25 protein-coding genes and 2 pseudogenes are annotated in these 21,523 nt (G+C 37.6%); 17 read left to right on the top strand and 10 right to left on the bottom strand.

Features of this window, described 5'->3' with window-relative positions; all coding sequences use genetic code 11:
• Positions 1–15: 15 nt before the first annotated feature.
• Positions 16–372: a helix-turn-helix domain-containing protein gene (locus ACMX9J_RS06455; protein WP_028414387.1), complete on the bottom strand. Its 357-nt coding sequence runs from the start codon at positions 370–372 to the stop codon at positions 16–18.
• Between the two features lie 267 nt (positions 373–639).
• Between ACMX9J_RS06455 and ACMX9J_RS06450 the strand changes: the two genes are divergently transcribed.
• Together ACMX9J_RS06450 and aspA are read left to right on the top strand one after the other, a co-directional pair.
• The gene (locus ACMX9J_RS06450; RefSeq protein WP_033580584.1) at positions 640–1,623 is read left to right on the top strand and encodes an asparaginase; all 984 of its coding nucleotides are present in this window, start codon (positions 640–642) and stop codon (positions 1,621–1,623) included.
• Positions 1,624–1,643: 20 nt separating this feature from the next.
• Complete coding sequence (gene aspA, locus ACMX9J_RS06445) at positions 1,644–3,074, top strand: aspartate ammonia-lyase (protein WP_014459383.1); 1,431 nt, start codon at positions 1,644–1,646, stop codon at positions 3,072–3,074.
• A gap of 32 nt (positions 3,075–3,106) precedes the next feature.
• On the opposite strand, the gene ACMX9J_RS06440 is transcribed toward aspA, so the two are convergent.
• Positions 3,107–3,550, bottom strand: coding sequence for an HIT family protein (locus ACMX9J_RS06440; protein WP_080754500.1), 444 nt, complete (start codon positions 3,548–3,550; stop codon positions 3,107–3,109).
• Positions 3,551–3,804: 254 nt separating this feature from the next.
• Between ACMX9J_RS06440 and ACMX9J_RS06435 the strand changes: the two genes are divergently transcribed.
• The 4 genes and pseudogenes from ACMX9J_RS06435 (at position 3,805) to ACMX9J_RS06420 (ending at position 5,991) form a co-directional block, all read left to right on the top strand.
• Positions 3,805–4,227: a MerR family transcriptional regulator gene (locus ACMX9J_RS06435; protein ID WP_034270210.1), complete on the top strand. Its 423-nt coding sequence runs from the start codon at positions 3,805–3,807 to the stop codon at positions 4,225–4,227.
• A gap of 427 nt (positions 4,228–4,654) precedes the next feature.
• Positions 4,655–5,236, top strand: a pseudogene (clpP, locus tag ACMX9J_RS06430) (ATP-dependent Clp endopeptidase proteolytic subunit ClpP).
• Between the two features lie 12 nt (positions 5,237–5,248).
• Positions 5,249–5,413 (top strand): hypothetical protein, encoded by a 165-nt coding sequence (locus tag ACMX9J_RS06425; protein ID WP_416225544.1) that lies wholly within the window; start codon positions 5,249–5,251, stop codon positions 5,411–5,413.
• Positions 5,414–5,574: 161 nt separating this feature from the next.
• Entirely contained in the window at positions 5,575–5,991 is a 417-nt protein-coding gene (locus ACMX9J_RS06420) for a hypothetical protein (RefSeq protein WP_028414382.1), read from the top strand.
• Between the two features lie 280 nt (positions 5,992–6,271).
• Here ACMX9J_RS06420 and ACMX9J_RS06415 read toward each other — a convergent pair whose 3' ends face one another.
• A complete protein-coding gene (locus tag ACMX9J_RS06415) occupies positions 6,272–6,541 on the bottom strand; it encodes a GlsB/YeaQ/YmgE family stress response membrane protein (RefSeq protein WP_013083843.1) in 270 nt (89 codons plus the stop codon).
• 350 nt (positions 6,542–6,891) lie between these two features.
• On the opposite strand from ACMX9J_RS06415, the gene ACMX9J_RS06410 reads away from it, so the two are divergent.
• Positions 6,892–7,707, top strand: a complete 816-nt coding sequence (locus tag ACMX9J_RS06410; protein ID WP_033580587.1) for an STAS domain-containing protein — start codon at positions 6,892–6,894, stop codon at positions 7,705–7,707.
• Between the two features lie 43 nt (positions 7,708–7,750).
• Here the strand turns inward: ACMX9J_RS06410 and ACMX9J_RS06405 are convergent, their stop codons facing one another.
• Complete coding sequence (locus tag ACMX9J_RS06405) at positions 7,751–7,936, bottom strand: aspartyl-phosphate phosphatase Spo0E family protein (protein WP_028414380.1); 186 nt, start codon at positions 7,934–7,936, stop codon at positions 7,751–7,753.
• 157 nt (positions 7,937–8,093) lie between these two features.
• Entirely contained in the window at positions 8,094–8,357 is a 264-nt protein-coding gene (locus ACMX9J_RS06400) for a GlsB/YeaQ/YmgE family stress response membrane protein (RefSeq protein ID WP_013083841.1), read from the bottom strand.
• Positions 8,358–8,555: 198 nt separating this feature from the next.
• Between ACMX9J_RS06400 and ACMX9J_RS06395 the strand changes: the two genes are divergently transcribed.
• From ACMX9J_RS06395 to ACMX9J_RS06385, 3 genes are all read left to right on the top strand, one after another.
• On the top strand, positions 8,556–9,320 hold the full coding sequence (locus ACMX9J_RS06395; protein WP_176343826.1) for a GNAT family N-acetyltransferase: 765 nt from the start codon (positions 8,556–8,558) through the stop codon (positions 9,318–9,320).
• A gap of 142 nt (positions 9,321–9,462) precedes the next feature.
• Positions 9,463–9,939 (top strand): hypothetical protein, encoded by a 477-nt coding sequence (locus ACMX9J_RS06390; protein WP_014459392.1) that lies wholly within the window; start codon positions 9,463–9,465, stop codon positions 9,937–9,939.
• A 138-nt stretch (positions 9,940–10,077) separates the two neighbouring features.
• The gene (locus tag ACMX9J_RS06385) at positions 10,078–10,560 is read left to right on the top strand and encodes a hypothetical protein (protein ID WP_047750533.1); all 483 of its coding nucleotides are present in this window, start codon (positions 10,078–10,080) and stop codon (positions 10,558–10,560) included.
• Positions 10,561–10,596: 36 nt separating this feature from the next.
• Here the strand turns inward: ACMX9J_RS06385 and ACMX9J_RS06380 are convergent, their stop codons facing one another.
• Together ACMX9J_RS06380 and ACMX9J_RS06375 are read right to left on the bottom strand one after the other, a co-directional pair.
• Complete coding sequence (locus ACMX9J_RS06380) at positions 10,597–11,430, bottom strand: STAS domain-containing protein (RefSeq protein ID WP_047750534.1); 834 nt, start codon at positions 11,428–11,430, stop codon at positions 10,597–10,599.
• A 238-nt stretch (positions 11,431–11,668) separates the two neighbouring features.
• Entirely contained in the window at positions 11,669–12,451 is a 783-nt protein-coding gene (locus tag ACMX9J_RS06375) for a PAS domain-containing protein (protein ID WP_048018976.1), read from the bottom strand.
• 153 nt (positions 12,452–12,604) lie between these two features.
• Between ACMX9J_RS06375 and ACMX9J_RS06370 the strand changes: the two genes are divergently transcribed.
• From ACMX9J_RS06370 to ACMX9J_RS06355, 4 genes and pseudogenes are all read left to right on the top strand, one after another.
• The gene (locus tag ACMX9J_RS06370) at positions 12,605–12,868 is read left to right on the top strand and encodes a hypothetical protein (protein WP_176343827.1); all 264 of its coding nucleotides are present in this window, start codon (positions 12,605–12,607) and stop codon (positions 12,866–12,868) included.
• 353 nt (positions 12,869–13,221) lie between these two features.
• Positions 13,222–13,887 (top strand): cobalamin B12-binding domain-containing protein, encoded by a 666-nt coding sequence (locus ACMX9J_RS06365; RefSeq protein ID WP_047750536.1) that lies wholly within the window; start codon positions 13,222–13,224, stop codon positions 13,885–13,887.
• Positions 13,874–14,698, top strand: coding sequence for an STAS domain-containing protein (locus ACMX9J_RS06360; protein ID WP_029714452.1), 825 nt, complete (start codon positions 13,874–13,876; stop codon positions 14,696–14,698). The genes ACMX9J_RS06365 and ACMX9J_RS06360 overlap by 14 nt, the downstream gene beginning before the upstream one ends.
• A 138-nt stretch (positions 14,699–14,836) precedes the next feature.
• A pseudogene (locus ACMX9J_RS06355) lies at positions 14,837–15,217 on the top strand (EamA family transporter); the annotation flags it as partial.
• A gap of 112 nt (positions 15,218–15,329) precedes the next feature.
• Here the strand turns inward: ACMX9J_RS06355 and ACMX9J_RS06350 are convergent.
• The gene (locus ACMX9J_RS06350) at positions 15,330–16,244 is read right to left on the bottom strand and encodes a LysR family transcriptional regulator (protein ID WP_013083830.1); all 915 of its coding nucleotides are present in this window, start codon (positions 16,242–16,244) and stop codon (positions 15,330–15,332) included.
• Between the two features lie 409 nt (positions 16,245–16,653).
• Between ACMX9J_RS06350 and ACMX9J_RS06345 the strand changes: the two genes are divergently transcribed.
• Positions 16,654–17,757, top strand: coding sequence for a citrate/2-methylcitrate synthase (locus ACMX9J_RS06345; protein ID WP_047750537.1), 1,104 nt, complete (start codon positions 16,654–16,656; stop codon positions 17,755–17,757).
• A gap of 54 nt (positions 17,758–17,811) precedes the next feature.
• Here the strand turns inward: ACMX9J_RS06345 and ACMX9J_RS06340 are convergent, their stop codons facing one another.
• Complete coding sequence (locus tag ACMX9J_RS06340) at positions 17,812–18,276, bottom strand: DUF4306 domain-containing protein (RefSeq protein WP_223260182.1); 465 nt, start codon at positions 18,274–18,276, stop codon at positions 17,812–17,814.
• A 188-nt stretch (positions 18,277–18,464) separates the two neighbouring features.
• Between ACMX9J_RS06340 and ACMX9J_RS06335 the strand changes: the two genes are divergently transcribed.
• A complete protein-coding gene (locus ACMX9J_RS06335; RefSeq protein WP_255219781.1) occupies positions 18,465–19,349 on the top strand; it encodes a diacylglycerol/lipid kinase family protein in 885 nt (294 codons plus the stop codon).
• 29 nt (positions 19,350–19,378) lie between these two features.
• Here ACMX9J_RS06335 and ACMX9J_RS06330 read toward each other — a convergent pair whose 3' ends face one another.
• A complete protein-coding gene (locus ACMX9J_RS06330; protein ID WP_033580595.1) occupies positions 19,379–19,942 on the bottom strand; it encodes a YitT family protein in 564 nt (187 codons plus the stop codon).
• 360 nt (positions 19,943–20,302) lie between these two features.
• Here ACMX9J_RS06330 and ACMX9J_RS06325 point away from each other — a divergent pair, with 360 nt between their 5' ends.
• A complete protein-coding gene (locus ACMX9J_RS06325) occupies positions 20,303–21,472 on the top strand; it encodes an MFS transporter (RefSeq protein WP_033580596.1) in 1,170 nt (389 codons plus the stop codon).
• The last annotated feature ends 51 nt before the right edge of the window (positions 21,473–21,523 follow it).

Raw genomic sequence — 21,523 nt, 5'->3', positions numbered from 1 at the left:
TGCTTCTAATCTTCTTTAAATTGAAGAAGGTGCAGTTTCTTTTTCAATTTGTCTTTTAGCACGAATAAAGGCCGTCAGCTGCTGAATTTCTTCTTGAGATAGTTCCGCACCGTCGACCGTAATTCTATGAGTCTGAGGCGATGTTAATTCGATGGGTGCATCTGAAGGAGAATGAGGTTCCTTTTCCTTACCTAGCAAATAGTCTGTTGATGTATCAAATAGTTCTGCGATTGTAACGAGTGCTTCAAGAGAAGGACGACGATAGCCAGATTCGTATCCTGCGTAGGTGCTTTTAGCAATTTCAAGCTGGTCAGCTGTATATTGAAGAGACCATTTTTTTTCTTTCCTGAGTTGAGCTAATCTGCTTAACATTCATGACGCTCCTTTGTAGGTGTAGTATGTAAAAAACCGAGGCATTCAGCTCGCGCGCAGATCTTTGGAATCAAACCGTGAGCCAATTTACATTTTTATTCATTATATCATTGCCGTAGAGAAAAGTGTACGCGAAACGAATAATTTTTCTCTTGATTTATTGAATTTGGGTTACTATAATTACAGGTGAAGTACGCGAAATGAATATAATTTATTTGATAGATTGTCAGGTTTTTTTACAGAAATTAAGCAAAGGGGATGTCGGTTTTGAAAAAACTATTATTGTTATCAACTGGCGGAACGGTCGCTTCACTTGAAGGTGAAAATGGACTTGTTCCTGGAATGGAGCCAGATCAATTACTAAGCTACATACCTGATTTAAATGAACATTGTCAAATTGACAGCAAATCTCTTATGAATCTTGATAGTACAAATATGCAGCCTGAATGTTGGATAGAGATGGCAAAAGCGATTGAAGAGCATTATAATGAATACGATGGTTTTGTTATTACCCATGGAACAGATACAATGGCCTACACATCGGCAGCTCTTTCTTACATGCTTCAGCATTCTAAAAAACCAATTGCGATTACAGGATCTCAAATTCCTATTTCATTTAGTAAAACGGACGCGAAGCGCAATATTGCAGATGCGATTCGCTTTGCATGTGAGGAAACAGGCGGAGTCTATGTAGTCTTTGACGGTCGTGTGATTCAAGGCACAAGAGCAATTAAGCTTCGTACAAAAAGTTATGATGCATTTGAAAGCATTAACTATCCATACGTGGCGTCTATCCATGATAATACGGTGGAATATACAAAATCGGTTGGCTCTAGTAAAGAAGAGTTGACGGTTAATACATCTCTTTGTACGGATGTGGCAGTTGTCAAACTGTTTCCCGGCATTAAGCCTGAATTTTTCGATGGATTAAAAGATGTATATCAAGGCGTTGTTGTTGAAAGCTATGGAAGTGGAGGAATTCCATTTCAAGTTCGCAATATTTTAGCCAAGCTTATTGAATTGACAAATCACGGTGTATCCGTTGTCATTACTACTCAGTGCCTTGAAGAAGGAGAAGACATGGGCATTTATGAAGTAGGCCGAATGATTAATCATGACAGCGTCGTTCGCTCAAAAAACATGAACACAGAAGCCATTGTTCCTAAATTAATGTGGGTGCTCGGACAAACCAAAGACCCTCACCAAGTGAAAAAGATGATGGAAACGTCGATTGCAGAAGATATTAATTAAAAAAGAAAGCAGGTACAGCTATGAAACAAGAAACAGCAGGATATCGTACAGAAGCTGATTTTCTAGGAGAAAAACAAATTCCAGCAGACGTATACTACGGTGTACAAACCGCACGTGCCGTAGAAAATTTCCCGATTACGGGTTATAAAGTACATGAAGAAATGATTAAAGCGCTTGCTATCGTAAAAAAAGCGGCAGCGCTTGCAAATATGGATACAAAGCGCTTATATGAAGGTATTGGAAATGCGATTGTGCAAGCAGCTGATGAAATCTTAGCAGGTCAGTGGCATGAATACTTTATTGTGGATCCTATTCAAGGCGGAGCAGGAACGTCAATGAATATGAATGCTAATGAAGTGATTGCAAACCGTGCCCTTGAAATTATGGGAGACAATAAAGGCGAATACGGTAAATTAAGTCCTAACAGCCATGTGAATATGTCTCAGTCAACAAATGATGTATTTCCAACGGCTATCCATATTTCAACGCTGAACTTATTAAATAAACTTCTTGTTACAATGAATGATATGCATGATGTATTTAAACGAAAAGCGCAAGAATTTGATCATGTAATTAAAATGGGCCGTACGCATCTTCAAGATGCTGTACCCGTTCGTCTTGGTCAAGAGTTTGAAGCATACAGCCGCGTGTTAGCGCGCGACATTAAGCGTATCAGCGCGACGCGTGACCACTTGCATGAAGTAAATATGGGAGCGACAGCTGTTGGAACAGGCTTAAATGCAGATCCTCGCTATATTGAAAATGTAGTCAAACACTTAGCCGATATCAGCGGTCTGCCGCTTGTACATGCAGAGCATTTAGTGGACGCTACTCAAAATACAGATGCTTATACAGAAGTATCTGCGGCGCTTAAAATCTGTATGACGAATATGTCTAAAATTGCCAATGACCTGCGTTTAATGGCATCTGGCCCCCGTGCAGGCCTAGGTGAAATTAGCCTTCCTGCTCGTCAGCCTGGTTCTTCAATCATGCCAGGAAAAGTAAATCCGGTTATGGCTGAATTAATCAATCAAATTGCGTTTCAAGTAATGGGAAATGACCAAACGATCTCTCTTGCTTCAGAAGCAGGTCAGATGGAGCTTAACGTTATGGAACCTGTGCTTGTATTTAATTTACTTCAATCAATCAGCATCATGAACAACGGTTTCAGAAGCTTTACAGATCACTGTCTAGCAGGAATTGAAGCAAACGAAACGCGGATGAAAGAATATGTAGAAAAAAGCGTAGGGATTATTACAGCTGTTAACCCTCACTTAGGCTATGAAGTCGTATCGCGTATTGCGCGTGAAGCGATTTTAACAGGAAAACCAATTCGTGAGCTTTGCCTTCAATACGATGTGTTAACAGAAGAGGAATTAGATCTCATTTTAAATCCATTTGAAATGACGAACCCTGGTATTGCAGGAAGTTCATTATTTGATCGTCAATAAAGAGAACGGCTTCCATAAGGAGGCCGTTTTTTTTATAAAGACATTTGCTGAATGACGCGGCGCATTTTCTGAGCTGTTGCAGCCAAGACGTCATCATTTTCAGCATATTCGGGAATTTGCGTATAAAAATCTCCGAAACACTCCTCTTTATATCTCGGAACGATGTGCATGTGAAAATGAGTTAACTCGTTAAACATACCCCCGTTTTGAGAGAGAGTAACTCCGTCTGGAATAAAAAGCGTCTTAACTGCTTTTGTCATTAGCTTCGCTGCATTCATCACGGCCAATATGTGTTCAGTATCGAATTCGTCGATTTCCACTATATGTGCTTTAGGAAGAATTAAGAGGTGGCCTTCGTTAAACGGCTTGTGGTCTAGCAGGCACGTCACAAACGAATCTTCAAATATCATATGCGATTTCTCCTGGTCATTTGCTAATCGACACCCTAAGCAATCTATACTTGGATTCCCCATCATATGTTCTCTCCTTTTTTAAGATAACTAAAGTGTAGCATGAGAAGTGTCAGGAGGAATAGATTGAAATATACACAGTTGTTTTTTCGCTTAGTAAAGAGAGCCCGGGCATATGACCTGGGCTCTTTGGTTCGTTCTTTTTATTTATAGGCTTTGCTGCTTTATCTAAAATTTACCATGGTTTTAATTGTAAAATCAATATCTTTACAGTATAATGACAGTATAACAGTTAACTGTAACTGAAAAGGGGGGATTGTTTGAAAACATATACAGGCAAGCAAATTACGGAATTATTAAACAATGAAGGTGCGGACTTGAACCTGCGTACGGTGCGGTATTACACGCAAATAGAAATTGTTCCTCCGCTGGAGCTAGTGGGAAATAAGCGCGTCTATACAGATCAGCATGTTCATTACTTTCGAGCCGCTTTAACATTATCAAAAGCAGGGGAGTCACTAGCTTCCATTCAAGAAACGCTGCGTTCAATGAGTGTGGAAGAAGTGAAAAGTATAGGTGCGCAGCTCCCTCTTTACCAAAGCAAACAAATTCAAAATCAAGAAATGCATCAAGTCAATGAAGATGTGTTTGTCGCTATGAATCGGAATTTATCAGCAGACGTACGGCAAAAAGTAATTGAGTCTGTTACTCAGATTTTAAAGGATCATTCATCGCATGATTAAATTAGCGGTGGCAAAATCAGTAATGGAAAAAGAAGAAGGAATGAACCACCTATGTATTACATTTGAACGATCGCAAATAAAAGTTAAAAACATCACGATTGATATTCAGCTGCCCCAAGGTTTGTTCAAAACAAGAAACTTAAATGGGTACTGTGAAAACCCACAAGGACAAATCGAAGTAAAACATATTGACGATGAACCTTTATTAATAGAGCTCTACACGGAAGAGACCGTTTTATATCCACAGGCAGAGATTGCAGTTGCGGTGACTTACCGCGATGAACACTTGCATATACAGCAAGAAAGACATTCTCTAATGATTAAATTTACCGATGAAGATTTGATAGGGGATTCATTTTTAAATCAAGAAGTCAGTGCAAAAGTAAAAAAATTTGCTCGTATTAATTCAGTGGAAAGAGGCGGTCACATAAACTTAACTCCCTATGTAGTAGAACAAACAAGTAAAGGAGAGCGTGCCTATGACATTTATTCAAGGCTGTTGCTCGACCGAGTGATTATGCTCACAGGTGAAGTTACGGATGAGGTGGCTACTAGCATTATCGCTCAGCTTTTATTTTTAGATGCAGAAAACCCAGAAAAAGATATTAGCATTTATATTAATTCACCGGGAGGGTCCATTACAGCGGGCATGGCTATTTTTGATACAATGCAGCTTATACGTGCAGATGTAAGTACATTGTGTATAGGGCTAGCAGCATCTATGGGTTAAGTTTTACTAGCGGGCGGTCAAAAAGGGAAACGTTTTGCTCTTCCTAACAGCGAAGTGATGATTCATCAGCCGCTAGGAGGAGCAAAAGGACAAGCAGCTGAAATTGAAATTCGAGCGAAGCGTATTTTGCGCTTAAAAGACCACCTAAATGAACTTCTGTCTGAACGAACAGGACAATCGCTGTCAACGATTAATAAAGACACTGATCGAGATACATTCTTTACAGCGGATGAAGCAAAAGAATATGGCTTGATTGATCAAATTTTAGTTCATCAATAAGGAGGATACCATGTGGAAAAGTCAAATCGTTATTCAGTAGAATATGAATGGAGAAACGTGATTTATTACCAAGAAGTAGAAGCAATGACGATACACGAAGCAAAAGAATACGTTCAACATACAAAAGTAAACGCCGCTATTCGCGCTGTTCATGTCATAGAAGATGTCGAATCGTAACGAAAAACTGGATCCTTTCGGGGATTCAGTTTTTTTGAGCAAATGAAGCAGGGATTTATAGGAAGAAAAGAGAATGCAAAAAGAGATTTAAAAACGAGCAGCTGGTAGCATCATTCAGCAAGAACATCTCATTTCAATTACAAAAAGAAAGGTAGATGTAAATGAAAAAAGTATGGTCTGGATTAGTAGTTCTCATTGCTATTTGTTGGGTGATCACAGGATGTCAGCAAAGCAGTGCTTCAAGCGGTACTGTTGAACAAAAGCTCGTAATCGAAAAATACATAGCCGATAATCAATATGGCCATGCGGTTAAAATGAAAGACCAAAATCAAGTGCAGAAAGTGCAGCAGTGGTTAAAAGATGTATCCTGGAGAGAAGAAAAAGCTGAAATGATTCGAAAACCTAACTACATTCTTCACTTTGAACCGGTAGAAACCAAAAAGGATATAAAGGTACAATCTTATCGGATGTGGGTCAACTTAGACAACGAAACCGTTGAATTAGCTACAGATACACACTACGCACAGTTAAAGGGCAAACAAGCAAGGTCATTTATTGAACTAGTAGAACCGAAATAGGAAGCAGCTATAAAACAATGTCTAATGAAAGCTAAAACTGCATTTGTTCATATTGAAGCTATCTTCACTGATATGCTTGATGACCTCGAAGGGACAGAGGTGCTCATTACTAACGCGCTTGATATGAGGGTGTAGAAATATTAAATGTAAGAGGTGACAAACAGCAATTATTAAATGTAGCCATAAAGAATTACACTTATAGGTAGGTCCATTATTAAAACATTTTGCTATAAGAAGTAAGGGAAAAAGAGAAATCAAGACGCTGATTTCTCTTTTTTATTTAGGCGTGTCGATGATTATTATTTCCGCGCATTTTGCGTAAAACAAAACTCACAATTAAAACTAAAATAACAGCACCAATAATTGCAGGAACAATTGCGAATCCGCCGATCTCTGGACCGAAATCTCCAAAAATTAGAGAGCCTAACCATGCTCCAATGAACCCAGCGATGATGTTTCCGATAATTCCACCTGGAACATCTCGTCCTGTTAACACACCGGCGAGCCACCCGATAAGTCCTCCAACAATAAGCGTCCAAATAAATGACATATACCTAACCTCCTTTTTATAGGGAATTCCTTTTCAGTCTTTCCTAAAACACATTTTGTCATGCGACATGCTTGCTGCAAACCCTTTTACATTTTTTCATCTATTTATCATATATGCTAAGATAGCCCAACATTAAATTGAAGAGTTATGTATGAGAATTCACCGTGAATGTAACGATAAAATAAAGGAGAGAAGTTCAGCTTATGTACGTTTTAGATTCAATTTAGCTCATTCTATTCGCAAAAGGGGACATCTGGTTCATTTTTAAAAGCTTTTTCCCTTGGTTTTACTTTTTTTAACGGTATATGTGATATCATTTTAAGTAAACAAATTCTTAACGGGAGAACAATATGGAGTCATTATTATTAGATAAAAAGCTTAAACACATTACGAATTTAATTCTAGAAAAAAAAGAAGAGTTCTCAAAACAAAAACAAGATGAAGACAAAGATATTCAACAACAGTTAGAACCGTGGCGCGTTCATTTAATTCAAATATACGCTGATTCTGTCTCAACAAATGATACGAAAAACTTTGAAGTGCTTGAGGAATGGGGAAGAGAAGTAGCAAATCTACTTGTTGTCCTTCAGCTTCCGCTGGATGTAGCATTAGAAGAAATCAGCTATTACCGAAATATTATCGGGGAAATTATTAAAGAAGAAGCAAAGACTGAAACATTTACGTTTGATGCCTTCTATCAAGTTATTTCTCGTTTCAACTTAGTAGTGGACAAGGCTGTGCACTGGGTTAGTAAATCATATATGACCGACTTTGCAAACAAAATCCAATCCGCTCGCTATGCAATTGATGAACTTTCAATTCCTGTAGTACGCATTACGAAAGAAATTGGCGTGATTCCTCTTGTTGGCGATTTAGATACAAATCGGGCTCAAATTTTAATGGAAAATGCCCTTCAGCACGGCAGCGAGTACAAGCTAAATTGGCTGATTATTGATTTATATGCGGTTCCAATTATTGATACAATGGTAGCGGACCAAATTTTTAAAGTAATCGGTGCTTTAAGATTATTAGGAATTCAAGTGGTTTTAAGCGGTATCCGTGCTGAAATTGCTCAGACGATGGTGAACTTAGGGTTAGATTTGGCTGATATTACAACTTTCAGTAGCCTTCACCAAGCAGTGGAATATGTTAATCAAGCGGACTAATATAAAACAAAAGCCCATGATATGGTTACATATTCATGGGCTTTTATTGGTAGAAGAAAATTTGAAGTTTATTTAACAAAGCATCTAATGATTGACTAACTTGAAGTGTGTTAGGACTTGTCATTCCTTCACGGACAGCCGTTTGAATCATCAACGTTCGTGTCTGTTCGATTTCTTCTATTAGTATTTGGTACATGGATTTGTCTTTTTGATGGGTTGAAAGCAGCATGTTAATTCCTCTTTTTTTATAGTGATTATGGTTAAATTAACATTAATAGGTTTATTTTTCAATATTATGAAATTAAAAATAGTAAATCTTAAGAATTTTTCATATAAAAAAAGAACCTCTTTTTCAACAGAGGTTCTTTTTCTAATATAATAATTCATTATGCATGTTTATGACTACCACGCATTTTTCTCATGATGAAACTTACGATTAACACTAAAATGATTGATCCGATAATAGCAGGAATAATAGCAAATCCACCTACAACTGGTCCGAAGCTTCCAAAGATAGCTGAACCTAACCAAGAACCGATGAAACCGGCAATAATGTTACCAATAATACCTCCTGGAACGTCTCTTCCCGTAATTAATCCGGCAAGCCACCCAATAATACCACCTACAATAAGTGCCCATAAAAATGACATAAATATCATCCTCCTTTTTAATGATGTATTGCTTATATAGGTTAGTACCCCACTTAAAAGAAAACTATTCATAGAATAACAAAAAAAATAAAAAAAACTTGGAAAAGGACTTAAGAACTGGGATAGAGTCATAGAAAATAGACTAACTAGTATATAATAGAAAAAGGAACATAGTTTAGAAGAGAAAGGAAACATGAAGTGAAAATAAAAAATCAAAGCGATATAGTAGAACAACACTTGATTCAGCACTGGATGTATTTTCAGCATACGAAGAAATCTGTGAAGGTGGATACACCAGAAATGAAATGGATTTCTGCATCTCCTTATAATCGCGGCATATATGCAGGAACCCGTCATATTGAGACTGCGTTAGGGATGTGCTCTTCGGAAGGGGAAGAACCTCTATGGATTGTTGGTCCATCTTCATATGATAACCTTGGGCCAGTTCTTCATAAAAATGGATTTGTTCCTTATGAAAAATGGATCGGAATGATTCAGCACACTCAAGAAAAAGAATACGTACACACAGGAGTAGAAGGGTTTCAATGTAAGCGAGTGCACACAAAAGCTGAATTGAAAGAATGGATAACGGTATACATAGACGGCTATCAAAAACCAAAAGAATATCAAGCTGACTTTCTTGAAAGGTTTAGGGAGCTTATGCAGCACACTGACCAATATCACTTATATTTGGGTCTTTATCACAACCGGCCAGCTGTAGCTGGGTCTCTCTTTTTTTATGACGGTACAGCGGGTTTGTACTGTATCACTACAGCTAGACATATGAGGAGAAAAGGCCTGGCTACCGCCTATTTGAAGGAAGTTCTTACTGAAGCAAAAAAACAGGCAGATACGTGTATTTTGCATGCTACAAGTGCAGGAAAGCCAGCCTATGAAAAACTTGGTTTTACAGCGGTTAACGAATTTGATGTATACAGATGGAGAAATAGAGATGGAAAATAATGTGCTGAAGCTTGTGAAACAAGAGACAAAATTCGACAAAATTTTAAAAAAGTGTAGCTTCCACTTCGTTTTTGGTGTATCCTAGGAAAAAGCAGCAGCATGAGCTAGTGTTGTACATAGAACACAGATAAAAGGAGTCATTATGAAACATTTTTTTAAAACGAGCACGTTTTGGATAGGTTTAGTTGTCGGAATCGCGCTCACATTTGGGGGATATTTTACTGTTACTAGTATTTATGATTATTATTTAGGACGAGAACAGCTGAAAGTATTGACTGCCTCTCAGAAAAACCTTCAAACTGCTTTTAAAGAGTATAATCAGCTTATGGCCGAAAAAAAAACCAAAAAGCAATTTATCAATGAACTCGATGATATTTCAAATACGATAAACTATGAATATAATGAATTAGCTTCCCTTGATCCTACGATGAAAACGATGTATAAGCATACGGGCGTCATCGATGATATGGAACTGATGATTGATAATATCGATAGCATTTATGAATTAACGATGAATGATCACAAAGACGCAACAAAACCGCTTCAAACCTACGTATCTGATTTAATGGAATATGTAGAAAAAGATATGAAAAAAGAAATAAGCATGCTAAGTAAATAGAAAAAAACAGCTGTCTAAACAAATAGGCAGCTGTTTTTTTGTTGCTTATAAAAGGAATCTTTTGGTTGCAGGCGAAAGATTATACTATGCACCCACTCACTTACGTGCACCACGTTCACAAAAAAGGGAGGACATAGTATGAAAAAAGTGGTGGTTATCCTATTTAGTTTATTTTCATTAACCGCATGTCAGGTTCCTACAGCTGAAACGCTTGAAGATCCTTATCCACCCGCTATAAAAATAATAGCCGAAGGCAAAGAAGCCATCATCAAGCCTTTATTTTTTTGCTGGACCGAATGTGAAGCTGATTTTGGCGAACGAAAAAATTTTAGACAAATTGTTATGAAAGATAGTATTCCCGTCTCTCAAGATGGTCAAGTGTCCATTGAAATAGATGGTAAAGAACCTAATGCGCTTTATTACAAACAAATTCGCAATCAGTCTATTTATGAAAACATAGTAGAAAAAAAGGACATAAAAAAAACATCTGCTATTACAGTAGATTCTGCCTCTCACAGTAACAGTGATCGGTATATACTCGTAGCGGACTGGAAAGATAACAACGGTGAAAAGTTAATCGGGCGCGTCTACTATACTCCAGTAAAATTTGAAACGCCATAGATATGGCTCTCTATGCTGTAATAGAGAGCCATATGTTTAACTAATAGAATTAAGCGCCTGTGCAAGAGAAGAAGTAGTCTTGACCTGTTCAAATGAAAGCCCTAAGCGAATTGCAGTTTGAGAAATTTCCGGTCGAATTCCAGATAAAATTGTTTGCACCCCGATTAAACGAAGAGCTTTTACCAAATTAAAAATCTCTTGTGCCATCATCGTGTCAATCGTAGCTACACCGAGCAGGTCAATACATAAATGTTCAACGTCTTTTTCCGAGCATTGCTGAAGCGTGTTTTCTAAAATAAACTGACTTTTAACCGTTCCAATATCTCCCACAAGAGGCAGAAGTGCAACTTTGTTTTGGAGCATGATCACAGGAGAACTTAATTCATTAATTAACTCTTTCTGAGCGTTCAGCTGTTCTTGCGTATTTTTATGATATTCTTGAATAAAGATATAAATAGATAGATCAAACGCTTTAACAATAATGTCATACCACATAAATATCTTATCCACGCTTACCTCTTCTGAATGCAAAGAGATAAACTTCTTTAAGTAATTAACGACAATTTTTTGTGAATTAAAGTATTCTCGAATAACAAAGTGAAGAGGCGTACTTAAATGCTTTGGATCACGCGCAAGTTCGACGGACCACTGCTGGAAATCGGAAAAAAAATATTCCTCATCTTTTATAAATACGTCAAATAAATGCTGGAAATAATCTTGATTTTGCTGCTTCAGTTCTTTCACAATTACTGGATTTTTACTCGAATACACGGAGAACTCGTTTTCATCGTCGAGCTGATTGTACCAGTCTTCAGTTAATTGAAGAGAATGTTCTTTTAAAAAATGATATAGGTCCTGATTTCTATGCATGAAGACTCTCCTTACATATGTATAGTCTAATTATTTTATAAATAAAGGCATAAAAGCATCCCCTGATCTAGAGTGAGGATGCTTATAAATAAATCCATTATGAAGCGCATTTATTTTCCTATACGCCTTGTTTTCCCTAACTGTATAATTTCAAACCCAATTTATTAAAAAATAAACATTTTTTAACTAGCCTATTCATACATTTTACCTATTTTTCATAAAGAACCACTTCTTGTGCTTATAGCTTTAGCTTCGGTAAGGCATCTTTAATGCTTTGATAGACTAAAATAAAGGACATATCATCTTCTATAGTGCTCATATGTATGGCCATGTTAGGAGAAATTCCTGTTAAAACGAGCTGAGTTCCCATTAGCTTCAGCCAATTGTAAATATTAAGAATATCACGGCCGAATGAATCGTTAAATCCAGCTAACCCTGAGACGTCTAAGATTAAGTAACGATCTTTGCTGCTTGTGTTACGCGAGGTGAAGCTATTAAATAGCATTTCTATACGCCGCTCATTTAAAGTTCCGATTAATGGAAGAACAGAGATTCCTTCTTCTATTGGTACGATAGGAGTGGATAGCCTTTCCACTTCTTCTAAAGCTTGCTGAAGCTGTTCCTGGGCTGTAATCTCTATTGTTACGTCTTTTTGAACACCAATAAAGTAGTATTTATCTTCTTCCTCTACATATGTCGGGTCAATCGTTAGCTGATTATGAAAGAAAGAGCCGTCTTTTCGATAATTCACAAGCGTAACAGAAACTGACTGATTGCGGCTTATAGCGCTGCGAATTTCATCAACGTGGTGCGGGCTTGTAAGAGGCCCTTGTAGAAAACGGCAATTTTCCCCTAATACTTCTTCTTCCTTATAGCCGGTCATAAGGGAAAACCCTTGGTTGAGGTAAATAATTGGATTATCAGGTAAAGAAGGATCCGTCACGATAATACCAGATTGCGAACTATGAAGGGCTTTATTTAAAATGGACCATTTTGAATCTTGAGCTTCAGGTGTAGTCAATGCATTCCCTCATTCCTTGGAATTTTTATAAAAATATTGTGACATAAACACGTTTAAAAAACAATTTTCGACGCGTTTGCTTCTAGAGAAAGAATGAAGATAAGGAAAAATATGTTATAATAGTTTTGGGGGGCAAAGGGAGTGTGAACAAATGTGATAACTATCAATTTATTTAACGTTAGTTTCTTTGTGATGGCGCTAGTAGGCTTTATTCTCATTTTTTGTTTGCGTATAAAGTTCAAGCGACCACTGTCATTCTTTAAATGGTCTTTTTTGTTCGGAACGGTGCTGCTCTCGCTAAGCGTATACTTGTTTATGGCGACCAGCCAATATATTCATTTGATATGGAATACAATCGGTTCAGTTATGACAGCTCTCTATCTTATCAGCATTATGGTTGGAGCAGAAGAGTCATAAATACATATGTTTGAAAGTCTATTAAAAGTGGAAAATGAGTAGGGATGCTTAAAAGAGAAAAAGACGAACTTACATTCTTTTAGCCGAAATGATGACAACTGGAAAAAACACCTCGGTAAAAAATGCCGAGGTGTTTTTCGTAAATAAAAGGGAAAGGAGAATATTTAGAGAAATACTAGTCATACTTTACTGAGTGTAGTAAGATAAAAAGTTATTATTCTATTTTTAGGTTGTTGCTATTGGCAACATGTGTTAGTCTAAAAGTGGTATACATTTTAGGCGATCTTGAAAAAGAGAGACGAGAAGCTTTTATTCAAGTTTCTTAAAAGCTTTACGTTTACTGAGGTGAAACAATGAAATCTCAAGTACAAAAATTTGTAGGCTATTTATTAGCTGGTGATCAAGACAGCGCTTGGGAAGTTGTGCTAGAAGAAATCCACCAAGGAAAGAACAGCCTAGATATTTATGAAAATTTAATTACAACCGCAATGCGAGTAACTGGAGATATGTGGGAAGAAAATATCATTTCTGTAGCTGATGAGCATGTTGCAACTACGACGTGTGATTATGTGCTAACTCGCTATCGCTTTTATAAAAAAATTCAGGGACACGCTTCAGACACCGCTCCAAGGGCACTGCTTCTATGCTTGGAACAAGAACAGCACTTCATTGGTTTAAAGATGGTGGCTTTATTGTTTGAGGAACATGGTTGGAATACTCGCTTTTTAGGGGCCAATCTACCTCTGGAATACGCTGAGAAAATGGCTATAGAATGGAAGCCGCACATGGTAGGATTATCTGTCAGCATTCCTTATCATATTGAGAGGCTTGCTGAATATACCAAAACTTTGGACAAATTAGAACCAAGACCAACAGTAATGGTAGGAGGGCGTTTAGTTTCTCAAATTGATTTCCGTTCTTACTGTTCTGAGCATACACGCCTAATTCCGGATCTTTACCAACTAAATAACTGGTTAATCAGTTATCACAAAGGAGTGGAAGTTAATGTCGATGCTTGAATATGTTCCAATTCCTTACTTTCTAGTGGATACTGAATTTAATATTTTGGAATGGTCGCAACAATCAGGTCATTTATTTAAGCCTTCAGCTAATTTTTTAGATCTTGTAGACGTATTTAGTCAAGAAAAGGCGAGAAAGTTTTTAAGCTTGCGCCAGAAAGATTCTCGAGAATTGTCTGTAGACGAACCCCATGATGAGCAAACGCTTGTCCAAAGCCGAGGCCAGGCTATTCAGAAAGTAGAGCTTGTGATGCAAACCAATGATTCGCCGTATTCACTGTTTGAATGCTTAATTCAATGGGATAGTGATATAGGTCATTTAGTTTGTATTCGCCAAGATGAACGTATACAGGAGCTAACGAATCTTGTTCAAGACCATCGGAAACGATTAGCAGATACAGATTTTGAACTGCTTGAACAAAAAGAACGTCTCGAAAAATCATTACAAAAAATTAAGCAATTGTCCGCTTCTTTTATTAAATTATCCTCTAAAGTAGGGCTTATACCTCTTTTTGGAGACTTAGACACAGCTCTTGTAGCTGAAAATACGTCCATTTTGCAAAACTTTGCACATGAAGGAAATTACACCACGCTTCTATTTGACTTTGGGGGCCTAGATATATTAACAACCGAAGGAATTCAAGCTTTTGCAGGCTTTATGCAGTCCTTCTATCTTATGGGGATCACATGCTATATTATTGGCATGAAACCGCACCATACGGCTGCTTTGAAAAATAGAACGTTTGGTGAACAAATTATTTATATGAATAACCTGAGTGAAATTATTGCTGTGAATAAAAATGTGAGTTAAAAGGGTGGAGGAGAAGAAAGAATAACTTTCTTCTCCTCTTTCTGTATACACTTCTCTTCTTATAATTAAACATCTATTAAAGAATCTTTTTATATTTCAGCTGAAAGAATGGCGTTAAGACGTTGAAGCCCTGTGTCGTTTTTAATTAACGGTATTCAAATGTTTTACGGGGGAATATTTCTACTCGTGCTATCTTTATGTACAGAGCAGATTCATGTTTCGACTATTATGCCTTGGAACGCAGTATGGTCTATTGTATATTTAATTTTTGTTGGTTCAATTGCTGGACACGGCTTATATTATTGGCTAATCGCCCAAACAAATCCGGTTTTTCCATCTACTTGGTTGTATTTATCTCCTTTAATCGCCGTGTTAATCGGCTATGTAGTCTTAAATGAAGCTATCACGCCTTCTATTATTGGCGGAGGTCTTCTTATTTTAATAGGAGTATTTATGGCCAATCGTGAAGCTTTGGGAGTACATTTTAAAAAAGGTGTGCTATTCAAAAAGCAGCTGTAAAACAAGTCGCCATTTGCTGACTTGTTTTTAGTTAATCGCAAGACAAAAAAGGGTGAAGAAGATATCAAAGATGACTAAAAGCCTCTTTCTAATGAAAGAAGAGGCTTTTTTGTTAAGAGTTTGCTGACATCGTATGAGACGGCAAAATGATGTCTTGGTCTACTAGGAAGGATAAAAGTTCTCGTGTAGCATATGACATATAGCGATCTTTTTTCAAAATGATGCCGAGCTCCCACATTGGAGTAGGTGCGGCAATTGGAATACTTTTAATAAAGGGATTATTGATTTTTGGAAACACGGACTTTGGTAAAATAGCAATACCTAATTCAGAAGCAACTAGTTCAATAATCAAATCCCATTGAGAACTTTCGTACGCTATTTTTGGATGAAAACCCGCTTGAATGCACTCATGAATAATGCGATCATGAAGAGAGAAATCTTTGCTGAACAGGACAAACGGCTCTTCTCTAAGCTCGCTCAAAGCAACAATTGATTTAGCTGCCAGGGGATGCTCATGATGAATGTATAAATTAAACTCTTCTTCAATAAACGGATAGACGTGAAAAAGAGGGTTTTGAATAGGCAATACGATAATGCCAAGGTCTACTTGTTCGTTTTCTACAAGTTCGACAATTCGCTTTGCGCCAAGCTCCACAAGCTCTAATTTCACCTGAGGATGTTTTGATGTAAAGTTTTTTGCAATCATCGGGAAAACGACAGTCCCTACTAAAGGAGGAATTCCTACTTTAATATCTCCTGTAGGCAGATTTCGTAAATCATCTAACAGAGCATGCAGCTCGTGAAGAGTGGATACCAGCTTTTGGCTTTGCCCGTACACAATCTGTCCTGCATCGGTTAATGTCAGCTTTCGAGTAGAGCGATCAAAAAGGTCTACGCCGAGTTCTTCTTCTAGTTTTTTTACAATTTTACTTAATGCTGGCTGAGACAAGTGAATTGCAGCTGCTGCTTTCGTGAAACTTTTTTGATTAACTACTTCCATGAAATGTTGCAGTTCTCGAATATCCATAAATTCTCCTCACTAGTATTCTTAGTTTTCATACTATTTATTCTATTTATCTATTTTACTTATGATTCAAATAAATGTAAACTCTTACATAAGGAAGTGAATAGTGATTCATCTAAAAATAGCACATCAAATTCCTCTAAATACGTTAGAAACCCGCATATTTGTAAGCGTTAACAAAAAAGTACCCTCGAAGAAAATCCTAAAAAAATATTTTTTTCTCCCGTAAAACAAAGCCGCGAGCGCAGAAATAACACGTGTTGAAATGTTCATTTTGTATACTGTTCTGACAATTAAGAAAGAGGAATAAAATGGTATAGTGCACCACTAAGGTGAGTCTATTCATTCTGCAAACGAGCCGTACATAAAAAAAAGGGCCGGTTTGTTAAAAATAATTGGGGGAGTGGTTGAGATGACATATGTTAAAGGACTAGAAGGAATCGTTGCAGCTGAAACAAAAGTAGGGCATGTTGATGGAGAGAAAGGTCAGCTGATTTATCGCGGATATTGGGCAAAAGATTTGGCGATCAATTATTCTTTTGAAGAAGTTTCTTATTTAATTTGGAACGGCACGCTGCCAAATCATGATGAGTTAAAAGCATTTAAACAAGAGATGGTGACTCATCGTACGCTTCCAGCTAATATTGTTGCGTTAATGGACTGTTTGCCAAAAGATACAGAAGTGATGAGCGCGCTTCGCACATGTATCTCGGCGTTAGGAGACCCTTCATACAGCTGGCCTCCGACAAAAGAGCAGGCGCTTGCGATTACAGCGGTAACACCTACCATTATTGCCTATTGGTATCGTAAAATGAATGATTTAGAAGTAGTAGAGCCTAACGAGCATTTGGATCATGTAGCAAACTATTTATACATGATTAACGGGGAAATTCCAGATCAAAGTTTGGTTACTGCGCTGAACGCATATTTTGTTTTGACAATTGAGCATGGAATGAACGCCTCAACCTTCTCATCACGCGTTATTTCATCTACCGAATCTGACATGGTTTCAGCTATTTGCGGAGCAATCGGCGCGATGAAAGGTCCGCTTCACGGAGGAGCTCCTTCTGGTGTTATTAGCATGTTTGATGAAATTGGAAGTGAAGAGAATATTGAGCCTTGGGTTCGTAAAAAATTAGATAATAAAGAGAAAATCATGGGATTTGGTCATCGCGTTTATCGTACACATGACCCGAGAGCAGAAGCATTAAAAGAAGTATCGAAACAAATTTCAGGAGACAACGGGCTATTTGATTTAATTGTTAAAATTGAAGATAAAACCATTGAGTTACTCAATGAATACAAGCCGGGTAGAGGTATTTATACCAACGTAGAATATTTCGCTGCAGCGGTTATGAAAGCGGTTGAGCTTCCCTCTGAACTATTCACTCCGACCTTCACAGCAAGCCGTGTGGTTGGTTGGACAGCTCATGTCGTAGAACAGTCAGAAAATAATCGTATTTACCGACCTCAGTCTGCTTATATTGGTTATACGCCAGTTGAGCAAAATCAATAATAAACCGGATTTCACATAAAAAACGTCGGTAGATCCGACGTTTTTTTCATATAGTTAAATATATTCTTTTTGAGAATAAAATCGCTTTAATAAATAGAATAATCCGACTGCTAAGCATAAACTTGCTGCAGCTAAGCTAGAGGTAATCATGGCGTGTTCACCTTCGGTCGGGGTATGTGAAAGTTTATAGCTGCTGTAGCATAAGAGAGCTGTGATACATAAACAGCAGGAGCTAATCAATCCATACCGCTTTTTGAACCCAATAATAGATAGTAATACAATCAAATAAATCCCGCTCACCATCATCATAATTGGAAACTGAGGGTGGAATTTAATTGTATATAACAAATAATCGATGTGAGAATAGTGATGAACCGCCGAGGACTTTGTTAGCCCTCCGGTCAAACTAGCTGATAAAGGTCCTTCAAGCATCGAAGAGCCGTTATACCAAGTAGCGACTGAGGAAAGTAAAAAAACAAAACAACTTGCAAATAGCTGCGTCATACATTTTATTGACACGTATAGAAAGCTCCTCTCAATAACCATCTTTTGTTAATACAAGTCCGAAAATTATTATAGCAGGTTTTGAAAGTAAAAAAAGCACTATTGGAATGGTTTCATAAAACGTTCATATTTCAAAAGGTTTGTTTTTTCAAAAGAAAGGGAAAAAAGGTGAAACGGAAGATATGAATAGAGGAGAGAGAAAGATGAAGGCAGCAGTGATTTTGAATCCAAACGCAGGAAACAAAAAATTAGTAAATGAAATTGACTTTATATGTGATCGGTTAAACATAGCATTTGAGGCGGTTACTTTATATAAAACAGAGCAACCTGGAGATGGTGCCGAGCTGGTAAGAAAATTGGAAGGCGAAGCGGATGTCATTATTGGAGCAGGAGGAGACGGGACGATTTATGAGTTGATCAACGCTCTTGCTCCGCTGAAGCAACGCCCTGTATTTGCTATTTTACCCGGAGGAACGTGCAACGACTTTTCGCGTGCAATCGGAATGAATCAAAATCCTTTAAAAGCAGTGGAGCAAATTATTGAAAAGCAGACGGAAGCAGTGGATGTTGGAAAACATGGCGAAGATTATTTTTTAAACTTTTGGGGAATCGGTCTTGTAGCTGATGTATCTGAAAATATTTTAGAAGAAAATAAAGAGAAATTTGGTAAGCTCTCTTACTACATGAGCGTAGGTAGAACGTTAAATCAAGCAGAGCCTTTTCAATTAAAAATGACGAGCGAAAAAGCTTCCTATGAAGGAGAAGCAGTTATGGTGTTAATTGGGAACGGTCCTTTTTTAGGAGGAACTCGCGCTATGCTAGGAAACAGCTCATTTCAAGACGGATTATTAGATGTATTCGTTATTAAAGAAATGGGAATCGAGCCGGTTATGGCATGGTTACAAACAACTCCTGATGAGGAACAGCTTGACCCTGAAAGCAACCTTATGCATTTTCGGACAAAAGAAGTCCATATTGAAACCACTCCTGAAAAAACGGTAGATTGTGATGGAGAAAAAGAAACGACAACACCTTCAACGATTACGGTTCTCCACAATCACATAAATATGATAGTAGGAAACAAATAAAAAAAACGCTGAAACTTCAAGCGTTTTTTTTATGAAGACAGCCATCGCGGAGAAGTGAAGAGCATAATCATTATGCTGCTCATCGTAATAACAAGCATGGAGTAGCAAAAAGCTGTAAATCCGATAATATGTAAGCCCACTATCATAATCGTACTGTCTAAGATAAAAATGGTTATTCCTATATTAATTTTCCATTTTTTTGATACAATAATAGCGATTAAATCCAGACCGTCCGAACTGATGCCGTAGCGAAGCATCAGTCCTATTCCCATTCCTACGAGTGTGCCTCCAAGCAATGAGCTAAAGAGCAAAGGAAGCTCCAGCGTGCCTTCGAGAATAGACAGCCATTCTGTCATAAAAAAAGAAACAAACAAACCTATACTTCCATAAAAAAAGTTTTGGCGATGACGAAAAAAAGCATATAAATAGACAGGTACGTTCAAAAAGAAAATGGACATTCCGATAGGAGTTCCAAACACATAATATACGATAAGCCCAAATCCTATAAGTCCACCGTCTAGTAAGTGATACGGAGCAATAAATCCGTTTAGCCCTAGGCCAATTAATAAGCTGCCACAGCAAATCGAAACCACTCTCGAAAAAATATTCCTCACCCTATACGTTAAATTTTAATGGGAGTACTCGTCCATCTATGTATATGACAAGCTTAGGTTATTTAGAAGTAAAGAAGAAGAAAAAAGAAAATTATGTAAAAAGTATTGATTCTATAACTCTGATATTCTATAGTTAATCTAACTTCGTTTTCACGACAATTTCTTGATTTTTTACCATACTGTTTAACTGTTTGTATTTTTTAATATATATAAAAGTTGTGTTCTGTAAAAAGCATACGATTGTAATAAGTCGATAAAAGCAAGCCGTTATATAAAGGGGTTGATTACGTGTAGGATTCTCTTTCTTTTCAGTCATACTAAAAAGAAAGAGGGATTGTCGTGAAAAATCGTTCCGTACTTTTTTTATGGTTTGGTCAAAGCCAAGCTAATTTAGCAGATGTATTATATATTGTTGCGTTAATAAGCATTCTTTACGCTCAAAATAGTTCTCCTGTGCTGCTTTCATGCATTCCGTTTACCATTACGGCTGCTAAGTTTTTGAGCAGTTTTACGGTGCCTTTTCTTATAGATCGCTACAGAGCTAAGCGTATTCTTGTGGTGTCTCAGCTGTTAAAAACCAGTGTTTTGTCTATGTTTTTCTTGTGGCATATGTCGCTTATCAGCATGCTGTGCTGCGTGGCGCTTATTGCTTTTTTCGATGGGTGGGCAGCTCCGGTTCAAAGCTCTATGCTTCCTCATTTAGTAGATAAAGAGAAGCTGTTAAAATGGAACAGTATGTTTAATGTCACGGATCAAACGATTCAAATTGCAGCCTATCCGCTTGGAAGCTTTCTGATTATTAGCTGGGATGCTACCGGCCTTTTATGGCTGTCATTTTCGTTATTTAGTTTGTCACTCGTATTCATGCAGGCCATTCGCATGAACGTTCATTCTTCTAAAACGAAGCAAAAACAAGGGTTAAAAGAGGGATGGAAGCTAATTTGGCATTATCCGCGCCTGCGGGTTTTATTAGTCATGGAGGTTTTAGAAGGGATGGCTGCCGGCGTTTGGGCATCAGCTATTGTCTACGTGTTTGTGAAAGAAATATTAAATAAAAATGAAGCTTGGTGGGGATATATTAACAGCAGTTTTTTTGTTGGAACGGTTCTTGGTGGTTTCGTTTTGCTGAAGATTTCAGTTGAGCAAGAGAGAAGTCTTTATCATATCGTAATACTAGGCAGTCTTTTTTCAGGTTTCTTTACATTATTGTTCGGAGTGATATCTGTGCCGTTTCTTTCCCTTTTACTTAGTTTTACTATTGGCATTGCCCTTCAAATAAGCGCTACGTGTTCTTACACGCTTACACAAACGGCCGTTCCTTTAGAAAAGCTTCCTAAGGTGCTTTCCGCTACGCTGAGCGTTTCATATGTGACGTTTGGACTTTCGGTGCTGCTGCTTGGCGCTGTTGCTTCGCTAAATGTGACGGCGGCGTTTCTAACGGCAGGAGGACTGATTGTAATCAGCGGCTGCGTAGGTTTATTCTTACGAAATTATGCGCTTGCTAACTAAAAAAGGTTGCTGTTTGCAACCTTTTTTTAAAACAGCGTATTTTCTCTCCTC

Source organism: Priestia sp. RMT2NF4 (assembly GCF_047872835.1).
GTDB lineage: Bacteria > Bacillota > Bacilli > Bacillales > Bacillaceae_H > Priestia > Priestia zanthoxyli.
This window is presented reverse-complemented; position numbering and strand designations above follow the sequence as displayed.

Coding starts and splice junctions, on each gene's coding strand:
- ACMX9J_RS06420 (WP_028414382.1), top strand. CDS start 5,575: ATGAAAAAAGTATGGTCTGGATTAGTAGTTCTCATTGCTATTTGTTGG.
- ACMX9J_RS06360 (WP_029714452.1), top strand. CDS start 13,874: ATGTCGATGCTTGAATATGTTCCAATTCCTTACTTTCTAGTGGATACT.
- ACMX9J_RS06410 (WP_033580587.1), top strand. CDS start 6,892: ATGGAGTCATTATTATTAGATAAAAAGCTTAAACACATTACGAATTTA.
- ACMX9J_RS06400 (WP_013083841.1), bottom strand. CDS start 8,357: ATGTCATTTTTATGGGCACTTATTGTAGGTGGTATTATTGGGTGGCTT.
- ACMX9J_RS06390 (WP_014459392.1), top strand. CDS start 9,463: ATGAAACATTTTTTTAAAACGAGCACGTTTTGGATAGGTTTAGTTGTC.
- ACMX9J_RS06415 (WP_013083843.1), bottom strand. CDS start 6,541: ATGTCATTTATTTGGACGCTTATTGTTGGAGGACTTATCGGGTGGCTC.
- aspA (WP_014459383.1), top strand. CDS start 1,644: ATGAAACAAGAAACAGCAGGATATCGTACAGAAGCTGATTTTCTAGGA.
- ACMX9J_RS06405 (WP_028414380.1), bottom strand. CDS start 7,936: ATGCTGCTTTCAACCCATCAAAAAGACAAATCCATGTACCAAATACTA.
- ACMX9J_RS06365 (WP_047750536.1), top strand. CDS start 13,222: ATGAAATCTCAAGTACAAAAATTTGTAGGCTATTTATTAGCTGGTGAT.
- ACMX9J_RS06335 (WP_255219781.1), top strand. CDS start 18,465: ATGAAGGCAGCAGTGATTTTGAATCCAAACGCAGGAAACAAAAAATTA.
- ACMX9J_RS06350 (WP_013083830.1), bottom strand. CDS start 16,244: ATGGATATTCGAGAACTGCAACATTTCATGGAAGTAGTTAATCAAAAA.
- ACMX9J_RS06345 (WP_047750537.1), top strand. CDS start 16,654: ATGACATATGTTAAAGGACTAGAAGGAATCGTTGCAGCTGAAACAAAA.
- ACMX9J_RS06380 (WP_047750534.1), bottom strand. CDS start 11,430: ATGCATAGAAATCAGGACCTATATCATTTTTTAAAAGAACATTCTCTT.
- ACMX9J_RS06385 (WP_047750533.1), top strand. CDS start 10,078: ATGAAAAAAGTGGTGGTTATCCTATTTAGTTTATTTTCATTAACCGCA.
- ACMX9J_RS06440 (WP_080754500.1), bottom strand. CDS start 3,550: ATGATGGGGAATCCAAGTATAGATTGCTTAGGGTGTCGATTAGCAAAT.
- ACMX9J_RS06455 (WP_028414387.1), bottom strand. CDS start 372: ATGTTAAGCAGATTAGCTCAACTCAGGAAAGAAAAAAAATGGTCTCTT.